Here is a 13,091-nt window from a genome sequence, read left to right on the forward strand (position 1 = left end):
CAAAACTATCACGACCTGGCGCTCGCCGGCCTCGTCACGAACAGCGTCTCAGGCGTCACCGCGCCCGCGGCGAGCGGCCGGGCCGAAATTCCCTCGCCGCCCGATGTCCGATGTGCCAGGCTTGCGGAAGCAGCCCTCTGTGACCAAGGAGCCGACCGATGCGCCGACAGTTCATGTCCCACACGAAAGGAATCGCCATCGACCTGAAGGACATGACACTCTGTGCGCACCACCTCTCGCACCCTGAACCTGGGGATCCTGGCACATGTCGACGCCGGTAAGACGAGCCTGACCGAGCGGCTGCTGTACGCGGCCGGGGTCATCGACGAGATCGGCAGCGTCGACGCGGGCAGTACGCGGACCGACACGCTGGAGCTGGAACGCCGCCGTGGCATCACCATCAAGACCGCGGTCGCCAACTTCCCGCTGGGCAGCGGCACTTCGGCCGTCTCGGTGAATCTGGTCGACACCCCTGGACACCCGGACTTCATCGCCGAGGTCGAACGCGTCCTCGGCGTCCTGGACGGCGCGGTGCTCGTCGTCTCCGCCGTGGAGGGCGTGCAGCCGCAGTCCCGCGTGCTGATGCGGACACTGAAACGGCTCGGGATCCCCACGCTGCTGTTCATCAACAAGGCCGACCGGCGCGGCGCCGACGACGGCCGCGTTCTGCGCGAGATCGAGCGCAGGCTCGCCGTACCCGTGATCCCCATGGGGCGGATCGTCGGCGGCGTCGGCACGGCCGAGGCACGGGCCGTACCCTTCGCTCCCGAGGACACCACCTTCACGCAGCGCCTCCTGGACGCACTCAGCCTCCGCGACGACACACTGCTCGGCGCGTACGTCACCGACGCGCGCTCCGTCACGTACGAGCGGCTGCGTGCCGCGCTCGCCGCGCAGACCCGCGCCGGGCAGATCCATCCGGTCTACGTCGGCTCGGCGATCACCGGCACGGGAATCGCCGAACTCATCGAGGGCGTGAGGGAATTCCTGCCCGCGGGGCGGGGCGATGCCGAAGGTCCGCTGTCGGGGCGGGTGTTCAAGGTGGAACGCGGCGCGAGCGGCGAGAAGATCTCCTACGTCCGGCTGTTCTCCGGCGAACTCGGAGTCCGCGAGCGCGTGCCGGTCGCGGGGCGCGAGGGCAGGGTCACGGACCTGGCCGTCTTCGACCGGGGTGCGGTGGAGCACCGGAGGTCGGTACGAGCCGGTCAGATCGCGATGCTGCGCGGTCTCGCCGACGTACGAATCGGGGACGAGATCGGGCGGGAGCCGGACGACCGCCCGTACCAGCACGTCTTCGCGCCGCCTTCGCTGGAGACGGTCGTGGTGCCCGCCGACCGTGCCGACAAGGGCGCGCTGCACCTGGCCCTGACCCAACTCGCCGAGCAGGACCCGCTGATCGGGCTGCGCCAGGATCCGGAGGGCCAGGATCTGTCCGTCTCTCTGTACGGCGAGGTGCAGAAGGAGGTCCTCGCCACCACTCTGGCGGAGGAGTACGGGCTCGCGGTCGCGTTCAGGGAGACCACCCCGATCTGCGTGGAGCGCGTCACCGGGACGGGAGCGGCGTACGAGATCCTCGACCACGACGGCAACCCCTTCCTGGCCACCGTGGGTCTGCGCGTGGAGCCGGGCCCCGTCGGCGGCGGGGTCGTCTTCCGCCGCGAAGTCGAGCTCGGCTCGCTCCCGCTGGGCTACATGCGCGCCGTCGAGGAGACGGTCCACACCACGCTGCGGCAGGGGCTGTACGGCTGGCAGGTGCCCGACTGTGTGGTGACGATGACCCACTCGGGCTTCTGCAGCATCCGCAGCACCGCCGGCGCGTTCCGGGGCCTGACCCCGCTGGTCCTCATGACGGCGCTGCACCGGGCCGGGACCGTCGTACACGAACCGATGCACCGCTTCCGCCTGGAGTTCCCGCAGGACGCCTACGCGGCCGTGTCGCCGGCGCTGGGGCGCCGCCGCGCCCTCGCGGACCCGCCCGTGGCGCTCGGGGACGCGTACGTCGTCGAGGGCCACGTCCCCGCGGACCAGGTGCACGGCCTGGAAGCCGAGCTGCCCGAACTCACCGGCGGCGAGGGCGTCCTGGAGACGGCCTTCGACCACCACCGCCCGGCCACGGCTCCGCGAACCCGCAGACGCACCGACCACAACCCACTGCACCGCGAGGAATACCTGCTGCACGCGCATCGGAGGGTGTGAGTGGCCGGGGCCTGCCGCAGGCGCTCGTGGAGGCGTGAACCCGTGCGGCTCGCCTGCGGCCGGCACACCACCTCTGTGCTGCGACCCCGCCTTGCCGGTGGTCAAAGCCGGCGGAGCCGGGAGGGGCCGGGCCGGCTCGGCTCACGCCGACGGGCTGATGAGCTCGTCGGCGACCCACCGGGCGGCCTCGGCGGGGTACGGCGACGGCAGTCCGAGCACGATGTGCCGGAAACCGGCGTCGACAGCCTCGCCGATCGCGTCCCGGGTGCTGGCGGGCCGGTCGTACGACACGGGCAGGTGGATCGAGCGGATGACCGCGGCCGGGTCACGGCCGATCTCGGTGCAGTAGCGGTCCAGCAGCGCGCTGCGGCCGATGATGTCGCCGATGTCACCACCGCCGGGGATGTTCCACAGGTCGGCGTGCTCGGCGACCACGCGCAGCGTGGCGGACGAGCGGCCGCCGATGAGGATCGGCGGGTGGGGGCGCTGGACGGGTTTGGGGTTGCCGAAGGCTCCGGTGAGCCGGTGGTGGGTGCCGTGGAAGTCGAAGGGCTCGCTCTCCGTCCACAACCGCCGGATCACCGTGCAGGCTTCGGCGAGGCTCGCCACGGCGTGCGCGGAGTCGTGGAAGGGCAGGCCGTGTGCCTCGTATTCGCGCCGGGCCAGGGCATGGCCGGGACGTGAACCGACGCCGATGCCGAGGTCGAGCCGTCCGCCGGAGACGATGTCGACGGTCGTCGCGATCTTGGCGAGCATCGCGGGCGGCCGGAACCGGTTACTGGTCACGAGCACGCCGATGCGCAGGCGCCTGGTGTGGGCGGCGAGGGCCGAGAGCAGTGTCCAGCCCTCGTAAACCGGGCCGTCGGGATCGCCGAAGATCGGCATGAGGTGGTCGAACAACCAGGCGTGCTCGATCTCCGCGATCGCGTCCGCCTCGCGCCAGACCCGCAGGACGTCGTGGTAGTCGACCTGCGAGGGGGCGGTCATGATGCCGAAGCGAGGCCGGGATGTGTGCGTCATGAGCTGTTGGTCCTTTCGGCAAGCGGCAGTCGGAGGTCCGGGGCATTGCCGCGGCGCATACGGCGGTCACCGGCGCCGCAGTGCCGGCTCGAGCAGCGCGGGCGGGGTGTCGTGCTTCTCCTCCGGGGCCAGGTCGAGCCCGGGGGTCACGATCTCGTCGATGGCATCGAGTACGTCGGCGGACAACACGATGTCGGCGGCGGCGAGTTGGGCGTCCAGGTGGTCCGGTGTGCGAGGGCCGATGAGCGCGCTGGTCACCGCCGGATGCGCGGTCACGAAACCGAGCGCGAGCTGGATCAGCGTGAGACCGGCCTCGTCGGCGACCCCGGCCAGCCGCTCGACGGCTTCGAGCCTGGACCTGTTGGCGGGGACGCCGATGTCGAAACGTTGCGGCATGAACGCCGAGCGGTTGGTGGTGATGTCCCGGCCCGCGCGGACCGCGCCCGACAGCCAGCCCGAGGCCAGCGGGCTCCACACCAGCACACCGAGCCCGTACTCCTCGGTCACGGGCAGCACATGGCTCTCGATCCCGCGCTGCAGGACGGAGTAGCTGGGCTGTTCGGTGACGTAACGGCTCAGGTGGTGTTCGCGGGCGGCCCACTGCGCCTGGACGATGCGGTACGCCGGGAAGGTCGAGGAGCCGAAGTAGCGGATCTTTCCAGCGCGTTGCAGGTCGGTCAGCGCCGACAGCGTCTCCTCGTCGCTGGTGTTCGGGTCCCACCGGTGGATCTGGTAGAGGTCGACGTGGTCCACACCGAGGCGGCGCAGGCTGTTGTCCAGCGCGGTGACCAGCCAGCGGCGCGAACCACCCCGGTGGTTGCGCTCGTCGCCCATGGGCATGGCGGCCTTCGTCGCCAGCACGATGTCGTCACGGCGGCCCTCGACGGCCTTGCCGACCATCTCCTCCGACTCGCCGTCGCCGTACATGTCGGCGGTGTCGATGAGGTTGATCCCGCCCTCGAGAGCGGCGTCGACGATGGCCGTGGCCTCGTCCTGGGTGGTGCGTCCGATCCTGCCGAAGTTCATCGCGCCGAGCGCGAGGGAGCTGACCTGCACGCCGGTGCGGCCCAAGGTGCGGTACTGCATGACCTGTCTCCTTGCTGCGAGGGGGAAGCGTCGTGGAAACCGATGACGAGAAGGGGTGTGTCGGAGTCCGGTTGCGGGAGCGGCAGCGGGAACGTCGCGGCGATGGCACGGCCGGCCCTGGCGGGCCCGCCTTGGCGGTCGGCCGACGCTCTGACACCATGAGTAAGCGGAACATCGTTCCGGTAATGACGATACGGAACACGGTTCCGTTTAGCAAGCCACGGCTGTGAAGGGAGCGGCGCTGTGAACGACAGCGGCGAGGAGACGGGGCGCGCGGCCCGGTCCAGGCGGAGCGACGCCCGGCGCAACAAGGAGACGCTGCTCGAGGCGGCCGCGGCGGTCTTCGTCACTTCGGGTGTGGAGGCGCCGGTACGCGACATCGCCGCCCGGGCCGGGGTCGGGGTGGGAACGATCTACCGCCACTTCCCGACGCGTGCGGATCTCATCATCGCCGTCTACCGGCACCAGGTGGAGAGCCTGGCCGAGGCGGGCCCCGCGCTGCTGAAGACAACTCCCACCGCCCACGCCGCACTCGGGCAGTGGATCGGCCTCTTCGTCGATTTCCTGGTGACCAAGCACGGCCTCGCCGCCGTGCTGAAGTCCGACAGCGCGGGCTTCGACACGCTGCACGCCTACTTCCTCGACCGGCTCGTCCCCGTCTGCACCGAACTGCTCGATGCCGCGGCCGCCGCCGGCGAGATCCGCTCCGACCTGCAGGCCTACGAGCTCATGCGGGGTGTCGGCAACCTCTGCATCGGCGCTGAGAGCGATCCCCGGTACGACGCACGCCGGCTGGTGGAGCTCCTGGTCCAAGGCCTGCGCACCTCACCCGCCGACCGGCCCGGCGGGTGAGGGTGGCGGGCCTCCGCATGGCCTGAGGCACGCCACCCTCACGGCTGCGTGTACGGCATCCGTATGCTCCCGCCATGAAGTTCTTCCGGTCGCGTGGCCGAAACGATGCGGAAAAGACCGCGACATCGCCGTTGGCCCAGGCCATGAGCCTGTACATGGACGGGCGTTACGCCGAGGCGGAGGCCGAGGCCCGCGCCGTGGCGGAGGCCCGGTCGGTGCTGCGTCTCGATTCCTACGCGCCGCTGGCCCTGAGCGTCGCCGCGCTCGCGACGTGTGCCCAGGGCCGCCATGCCGAGGCACTTGCCGCCTACGACGAACTGCTGCCGGTGTTCGGCAGGACGTTCGGCGCCGAGCATCCGCAGACGCTCAAACTCCGCTCGGACCGCGCGCAGACACTGGTCAGACTCGACCGGTATGCCGAATGCGAGGCGGAATGCGCGGCCGTCGCCCGGATCGCCGACCGTGGTGCGGGGTCGCTGATGCCACTCACAGCGGGGGCCGCCCGCAACGGACTGATCTTCGCCCTCAACAAGCAGGGCCGCCACGAAGAGGCGGAGGCGCTCGCCCGCGAGACGCTCGCCGCCCATCCCGCACCGAACCGGCTGACCCTGGTCCTGCGACTGGGCCTGACCCGCGCTCTCAACGGTCAGGGCCGCCACGAAGAGGCTCTTGCCGAGGCCGAACGCGCCGAGGCGCTGCGCCGGAAAACACCGGACAACCTCTCCCGCACGGAGACCGGAGCTGTCGAACTGGCCTTCGCCAACGCCCTGTTGGGACTTGGCCGCACCGCCGAGGCCCGTACCCGGGCCATGGCCGCCCACGGCGCCTGCCGGGCCGCGTTCGGCCCGGACCATCACCGCACCATCGAGGCCCGGGCGCTGCTCGACCGTATCGACGGCACGTGAGAGGCGTGCGACGACCGTCGAGGGCGGCGGTCGACCAGCCCCTACGGACAACCCTGAGGGTCAAGATGGGGGCTTGCCCCTGATGTGCGGGTGCCGACGTGTCGTCAGGCTTGATCCATGCCGAATCATCTCCCGACCACCCCGCGCAGGGGCACCCGACGACGAGCACGTGCCGCCTGCGCCGCCGCCGCGCTCTTGACGCTGACCGCGGCGCTGCCCGCCGCCGCGGCCACCCGCGCCGTCCCGGCGCCCGTCGCGCCGAGCCCGTCGCCCGCCCGCCCCCTCTCCCTTCCCGCCCCGAGCGGCCGGTTCCGGGTCGGGGAGGTGGACCTGCATCTGGTGGACCGGTCACGGCCCGACCCCTGGCACTCCGGGCAGGGCCTGCGGGAGCTGATGGTCAGCGTGTACTACCCCGCGACACACACGGCCGGCCGTCCGGCGGCCCCGTACATGGTGCCTGCGGCGGCCGCCCACTTCGACGACGTCACCGCGAACGACTACCTCGGGCTCCACATCCCGCCCGGCCGGGCGGACTGGGCCCGCACCGTGACCCACGTGACCCGAGGCGCCCCCGTGGCCACCGGGCGCAGTGGGCGGCTTCCGGTGGTCCTCTGTTCCCCGGGGCTGGGCGAACCACGCACCTGGGACACGACGTTGGCGGCCGATGTCGCCGGCCACGGCTATGCCGTCGTCACCATCGACAACACCTATGAGTCGCCCGAGGTCCAGTTCCCGGACGGTTCGCTGGCCACCATGCCGCCACCGCCCTCGACTCCCCACGCGATCGACGCGTACATACGCAAAGCACTGGCCGTCCGGGTCGCGGACACCCGCTTCGTCCTGGACCAGCTCCAGGCGATGAACAGCGGCCGGAATCCCGACGCGGAGGGACAGCCGCTGCCTCAGGGCCTGGCCGGGGCGCTGGATCCGGCCGGGGTGGGCATGTTCGGCCATTCGATGGGCGGTACCGCCGCGGCGCTGGCCATGGACGCCGACCACCGGATCACCGCGGGCATCGACATGGACGGCAACCTGACCTACATCGACGGTTCGCTGATGCCCGTCGCCCGGCACGGCCTCGACCGGCCCTTCCTGCTCCTGGGCAAGGACGGCGACACGGACACCGGCCCCGGCTGGCAGTCGTTCCGCGCCCACACCCCGGGGTGGAACCGTCAGCTCACCCTGCGCGGCTCCGCGCATGGCTCGTTCACCGATGCGGAGGCGCTCGTGCCGCAGCTGCATCTGCGGCCGTGCGAGCGGGAAGACGACATCGGCACCATCGACCCGGCCACCGCGATACGCACCAACGAGGCCTACGTCTCCGCGTACTTCGATCACTGGCTGCGCGGAGGCAGCGGCCACCTGCTGGAGGGACCGTCTCCGAAGTACCCGGACATGGTGTTCGTGAAGTGACCTCGGCGCCGCCGAGAAGGCCGGGAAGAGGGAGCGGGAGGATCACAGGACTGACAGGGGGGAAGCATTACGGGCACTGACAGGAGGGAGCGGCGTAACGCGCCAGCTGGTCCTTGACCCACGGGTCGAACACCGCCAGGCGGTGCCGCGCGGCGGGGTCGAACCTCGCCAGCTGGCCGGCGACCCACGGATCCATGCACTGCAGACCGCGCCGGTGGTGCCCGGCGTGGCCGACGGGCACCACCGTGGCGCCGACGGCCGTGTGTCCGGTCGCCCCGGGAGCCGCCGCCGTGGCGGCGGCCGCCGCGGGACTGCCACCCGCGAGGAGCGCGCCCGCGGCCATCGCGGTGGCAGCGCCGGCCGCACCCGCGTTCCGTATCAGCTTCTTCATGGCCTTCTCCTTCCGGTAGGGCCGATGCCGGCAGGGGCAGGCCCAGGATCGTCCGTCCCTTGCCGGAAGGGGCGTCTACCCCGCAAGTCGCGCCCCATTCGTCCCCCGGGTTCGTGCCGAGAACGCGGCGTGCGCCACTTTCCCGAGGGCTTCCGGCTGAGTGCGGCCGACCTCGCGCACGCTCACGGGGTGCCGGCCGTACCCCCACTGCGCCCGATCGACCTGACCGGCTGACGTGGAGGCGCTTGCCGGTGGGAGTTGTCCTGCTGTCCTGCCTCCGGTGCGCCCGATGCGGCCGCGGACGCTGTGCTGCCCGTGGCCGCGGGATTATGGTGGGCCGTCACTTGCGTCCGCACAGAGGGGAACCGATGGAGCCCGGGACCAGGATCGTGCGACATGCCGCCGTCTGCGCGGCAGCCCTTCTGCTCTGTACCGGCCTCACCACCACGGCATCTGCCGAGACGATCACGGCATCCGCCGACAACACCACAGTGTCCGCCGACAGTGCCACGAGCGGCGCGGACCCGCTCGCCGTCCAGCTCGACGCCTACTGGACGCCGGCCCGCATGGAAGCAGCGCTGCCCGTCGCCCCCTTCAAGGGCAACGGGGCCGGTACGGCGGAGACCGGGGCGTCCCCGGCCGTGGACGGTCCCCGGCCGGGCGAGTACATCCCGCCCAGCAGGAGCTTCGACGGCATCCCCCAGGCCGGCACGTTCTTCTGGACGGACGCCACCGGTACCGGCCGGACGTGCAGCGGCTCCGTCGTGCGCAGTCCCGGCCACGACCTGGTCCTGAGCGCCGGCCACTGCCTGAAGGGCTACGCGGGCACCTCGCCCGAGCGGCACCTGGCCTTCGTGCCGCAGTACCACGACAGCCTCAAGCCGTTCGGGATCTTCCCCGTGCGCGTCAACGGCGTCTACGTCCCGCAGCAGTACTACGACCTGGGCGAACACGCGGGCGCCGCATACGACTTCGCCTTCGCGACCACCGAACCCAACCAGGACGGCACACGTCTGGAGGACGCGGTCGGCGGAGTGCGGCTGCTCACCGGGACCGGCTACTACCACGCCCCGGTACGGATGATCGGCTACCCGGCGGGGGCGGAGAAGCCGCTGGAGTGCTGGAGCTGGACCACCCGGTGGGACAGCGACGACCCGGCCGACCCGGGCACGTTCCCGCGCATCGCCTGCGACGCCTTCGTGGGCGGGACGAGCGGCGGACCCATGCTCGTGCCCTGGCCCGGTGGATGGGCGGTCGTCGGAGTGATCGGCGGCTACCACACCGGCGGCAACACCCCTCAGATCTCCTACAGCGCCTACTTCGGTACGGCCACCGAGGCGCTCTACCGTGCGGCGGTCACCGGCGCCCCACCGGCCGGGCCAGGCCTCACCGCCGGTTGACCGGGGGGGGCGGGGGCGGTCATCGGCAGGCGCAACCGGGTCAGAAACCGGTGCGTGCACGTTGAGTGCCATGACCGCGTCAGCGTGGCACGATAGTGACGCATATCACCCTATCGAGGGGGTGTAACCATGGCCGTGTCAGAGGCGACACCCGGCCCGAAAACACACAAACCCGGACTTCGGCGTGAGATCGGCTTCGTCGGCCTGATCTGGGCCTCGGAGGGATCGATCATCGGATCCGGATGGCTGTTCGGCGCACAGGGCGCCCTGGCGGCCGCCGGGCCGGCGGCGATCATCTCCTGGGCCATCGGCGGCGTCGCGATCCTGATCCTGGCGCTCGTGCACGCGGAGCTCGGGGGCATGTACCCGGTCTCGGGTGGCACCGCGCGCTTCCCGCACTACGCCTTCGGCGGCGCGGCCGGCGCGTCGTTCGGCTGGTTCTCCTGGCTGCAGGCCGCCACGGTGGCGCCCATCGAGGTGCTGGCCATGATCACGTACGGCCAGCACTACTCCTGGGCGAGCGGCTGGGAGAAGGTCAAGGGCGGCGAGCACGTCCTGACCCCGCCGGGCATCGCCGTCGCGGTCGGACTGATGGCGGTCATCACCGCCATCAACTTCCTCAGCATCCGGCTCCTGGCCCGCACCAACAGCGCCGCGACCTGGTGGAAGGTCGGCGTCCCCCTGCTGACGATCTTCGTGTTCGCCATCGCCCAGTTCCACACCGGCAACTTCACCGCGGCGGACGGTTTCAACCCGTACGGGGCCAAGGGCATCCTGTCCGCCGTGTCCACCAGCGGCATCATCTTCGCGCTGCTGGGCTTCGAGCAGGCCGACCAGCTCGCCGGCGAGAGCGCCAACCCGAAGCGGGACATTCCGCGGGCGGTGATCGGGTCGATCCTGCTCGGCATCCTGATCTACATCCTGCTGCAGGTCACCTTCCTGGGCGCGCTGCCCGCCTCCCAGATCGGCAGCCACTGGGCCAACTCCGCGTTCACCGCGCTGAGCGGGCCGTTCGCGCAGGTCGCCACGCTCATCAGCCTGGGCTGGCTGGCCACCGTCCTCTATCTCGACGCCGTGATCTCCCCCGCCGGCACCGGACTGATCTACATCACCGGCTCCTCCCGGGTGTCGTACGGCCTCAGCCGCAACGGCTATGTGCCGTCCGCGTTCGAGAACACCAACCGGCGCGGTGTTCCCTGGGTGGGTCTGATCACCGCCTTCGTGGTGGGCTGCGTCTGCTTCCTGCCCTTCCCCAGCTGGCGTTCCCTGGTCGGCCTGATCACCAGCGCCAGCGTGCTGATGTACGCCGGTGCCCCGCTGTCCTTCGGGGTGTTCCGCAGCCGGCTGCCCGAGGCCCACCGTCCCTACCGGCTGCCCGCCGGCGGCGTGATGTCGCCGCTCGCCTTCATCGTCGCCAACCTGCTGATCCTGTGGTCGGGTTGGACCACCGACTGGAAGCTCGGCGTCGCCATCCTGATCGGTTACGTCATCCTGGTGGCCAACCGGGTGTTCAAGATGAACCCCATCACTCCCCAGCTCGACCTGCGCGCCGCTCAGTGGCTGCCGGTCTACCTGGTGGGCATGGGGCTCATCGTCTACCTCAGCGACTTCGGGCCGCTCAAGCACCCCTGGTTCCCGCTGTGGTGGGACATCGGCGTCACGGCCGCGTTCAGCCTCCTCATCTACTACTGGGCCATGGCGGTCGCCCTGCCCGGCGAACAGATCCAGCACCTGATCGACCAGGTCGTCGTACCGGAGGAAGCGGACATCGTCTGACACCTGGCGTACCACCCATGGCGGCCCAGGGGCGACCCGCTGTCAGCCCAGCCGGAACTTCTGGGCCGCCGAGCCGTTGCAGTCCCAGATCTGCAGGCGCGTCCCGTTCGCCGTCGCACCATTGGGAGAGTCCAGACACCGCCCCGACTGAGGATTCAGCAACGAACCATCACCCTGCTGCACCCACTTCTGCCCACCCACACCATTGCAGTCCCACAACTCCACCTTCGCACCATTCGCCACCCCGTTGCCATTGACGTCCAGACACCGGCCCAACGTGCGCAGACTTCCGTCGGCGAAATGCGTCCAGTGCTGGTCGACCGCCCAGGACTGGCAGTCCCACAACTGCACGGCCGCCCCGTCCGTGCCAGTGTCGTCGGCCGCCACGTCGACACACTTGCCACCAGGTCCCGCGATCGGGGCACCCCCGTCGACCGAGAACTTCTGGGCCGCCGAGCCGTTGCAGTCCCAGATCTGCAGGCGCGTCCCGTTCGCCGTCGCACCACCGGGAGAGTCCAGACACCGCCCCGACTGAGGATTCAGCAACGAACCATCACCCTGCTGCACCCACTTCTGCCCACCCACACCATTGCAGTCCCACAACTCCACCTTCGCACCATTCGCCACCCCGTTGCCATTGACGTCCAGACACCGGCCCAGCGTGCGCAGACTTCCGTCGGCGAAATGCGTCCAGTGCTGGTCCTCCGCGTACGACTGGCAGTCCCACAACTGCACGGCCGCCCCGTCGGTACCCGTGTCGTCGGCCGCCACGTCGACACACTTGCCACCAGGGCCGGTGATGGTGCCCTGGGGGCCGTTGGGGACGTCGGTCTCACCGGAGTAGCCGACGGCGACGATGTTCGCCTGGACGGCGTTCTCGGCGGCGTCGCTCGGGTAGCCGGAGACCATCACGCCCTCGAAGAACGTGCCCATGTTCCAGTTGCTGTTGTCACCGCCCGTGCCGAGGATGATGCCGCCCTCCTGGTGCATGGGCCGGTAGCCGCCGCGGGTGGGCAGGGCGCCGTCCCACCAGGTGGTGAGTGCGCCCGACTGTGCGTCGCCGCCCTTGAGGGCGTACCGCGTCTGCCCGTCGTTCTTGAGCACGGCGGTGACGAAGGTGCCGGCGTTGCCCCGGTTGGCCGTGTTGGAGCCGTTGTCACCCTGGAACATGCCGTTCTCCAGGTCGGCCTCGACCCAGGGGCCGGAACCGGTGCACGGTGCGAAGTAGCAGGTGGTGGCGAGGCTGACCGCGTCCATGTGGCCGTTGCCGGTGTCGGCCGGTGTGCTCTCGGCGTTGCCGTAGTCGAAGCAGCAGGCGGAGCCCACGTGGGTGCCGCTGGCCACCATGTAGGCGCCCTCCGGCTGTCCGTTGACGGCGACACCTGAGGCGGCGCCCGTGTACCGGTAGCCGACTCCCGGCGAGATCCACACGCCGTACACCTTGTGCCCGCCTGCGGTGACGGCGATCTCGGAGGCGTCCGCTCCCCGGTCCGCGCCCATGCCGGAGGTGCCCGTCGGGCCCGGGGTGAGGTCGTTGTGCCGCGAGGTCTGGTCGTAGATCTTCGTGATGGCGCACGTGGTGTCCGCGCAGAACGTGTCCTGCCGGCCGGCGTCGGCGTAACCGCCCGGGGAGAGCAGGCCGATGTCGGCGCCGGCCCCGTCCGAGACGCGGGTGACCCGGTACAGCGGGCCGTCGTAGGACGAGAAGAGAGCGCGCACCGTGCTGTGCGCGGCGACGCAGGGGGTGCCGGCGGCGCCGTAGATGTCACAGGGCAGCGAACCCGCGGCCTGCGTCGGTCCGGGCAGGCCGAGCAACGCGCCCAGGACGAGGCCGATGACGGCCAGGAGCGACGCGACCGATCTGGGGCTTCCACGCATGCTGGACTCCTCGATGGGTTGACCGGGGCTGGGAGCAGTCGAGTTGGAGCGCCGGGACGGCAGTTGCGGAACGTACGCACCGTGGTGGTTGCCGTCAAGATTTGTTGCTTTGGCCTTATGAAAAGTTTTGGACTTGGGCCAAGTTGATGGCTGCTCACTCTGATGCGACGTCAT

Annotated in this window: 10 protein-coding genes; 6 read left to right on the forward strand and 4 right to left on the reverse strand. The window is 70.6% G+C overall.

Translation table 11 applies throughout. The features are described from left to right. Positions 1–222: 222 nt before the first annotated feature. Positions 223–2,196, forward strand: coding sequence for an elongation factor G (locus LMU33_RS06275; RefSeq protein WP_228618075.1), 1,974 nt, complete (start codon positions 223–225; stop codon positions 2,194–2,196). A gap of 141 nt (positions 2,197–2,337) precedes the next feature. Here the strand turns inward: LMU33_RS06275 and LMU33_RS06280 are convergent, their stop codons facing one another. Together LMU33_RS06280 and LMU33_RS06285 are read right to left on the reverse strand one after the other, a co-directional pair. After that, positions 2,338–3,216, reverse strand: a complete 879-nt coding sequence (locus LMU33_RS06280) for an LLM class flavin-dependent oxidoreductase (protein ID WP_228618077.1) — start codon at positions 3,214–3,216, stop codon at positions 2,338–2,340. A gap of 66 nt (positions 3,217–3,282) precedes the next feature. Further along, positions 3,283–4,302 (reverse strand): aldo/keto reductase, encoded by a 1,020-nt coding sequence (locus tag LMU33_RS06285; protein WP_228618078.1) that lies wholly within the window; start codon positions 4,300–4,302, stop codon positions 3,283–3,285. A 243-nt stretch (positions 4,303–4,545) separates the two neighbouring features. On the opposite strand from LMU33_RS06285, the gene LMU33_RS06290 reads away from it, so the two are divergent. From LMU33_RS06290 to LMU33_RS06300, 3 genes are all read left to right on the forward strand, one after another. Next, complete coding sequence (locus tag LMU33_RS06290; RefSeq protein ID WP_228618080.1) at positions 4,546–5,154, forward strand: TetR/AcrR family transcriptional regulator; 609 nt, start codon at positions 4,546–4,548, stop codon at positions 5,152–5,154. A gap of 155 nt (positions 5,155–5,309) precedes the next feature. Continuing rightward, positions 5,310–6,059, forward strand: coding sequence for a tetratricopeptide repeat protein (locus LMU33_RS06295; RefSeq protein ID WP_308280756.1), 750 nt, complete (start codon positions 5,310–5,312; stop codon positions 6,057–6,059). A 117-nt stretch (positions 6,060–6,176) separates the two neighbouring features. Further along, on the forward strand, positions 6,177–7,472 hold the full coding sequence (locus LMU33_RS06300) for an alpha/beta hydrolase family protein (protein WP_228618084.1): 1,296 nt from the start codon (positions 6,177–6,179) through the stop codon (positions 7,470–7,472). A gap of 67 nt (positions 7,473–7,539) precedes the next feature. Here the strand turns inward: LMU33_RS06300 and LMU33_RS06305 are convergent, their stop codons facing one another. Continuing rightward, entirely contained in the window at positions 7,540–7,863 is a 324-nt protein-coding gene (locus LMU33_RS06305; RefSeq protein WP_228618086.1) for a hypothetical protein, read from the reverse strand. 368 nt (positions 7,864–8,231) lie between these two features. Between LMU33_RS06305 and LMU33_RS06310 the strand changes: the two genes are divergently transcribed. Further along, positions 8,232–9,263: a trypsin-like serine peptidase gene (locus tag LMU33_RS06310; protein ID WP_228618087.1), complete on the forward strand. Its 1,032-nt coding sequence runs from the start codon at positions 8,232–8,234 to the stop codon at positions 9,261–9,263. A 129-nt stretch (positions 9,264–9,392) separates the two neighbouring features. Continuing rightward, entirely contained in the window at positions 9,393–11,039 is a 1,647-nt protein-coding gene (locus LMU33_RS06315; RefSeq protein WP_228618089.1) for an APC family permease, read from the forward strand. A gap of 42 nt (positions 11,040–11,081) precedes the next feature. On the opposite strand, the gene LMU33_RS06320 is transcribed toward LMU33_RS06315, so the two are convergent. Beyond that, positions 11,082–12,917, reverse strand: coding sequence for an arabinofuranosidase catalytic domain-containing protein (locus LMU33_RS06320; RefSeq protein ID WP_228618091.1), 1,836 nt, complete (start codon positions 12,915–12,917; stop codon positions 11,082–11,084). Positions 12,918–13,091 lie beyond the last annotated feature (174 nt).

This window comes from Streptomyces barringtoniae, from assembly GCF_020819595.1.
In the GTDB taxonomy this organism is placed as follows: Bacteria; Actinomycetota; Actinomycetes; order Streptomycetales; family Streptomycetaceae; genus Streptomyces; species Streptomyces barringtoniae.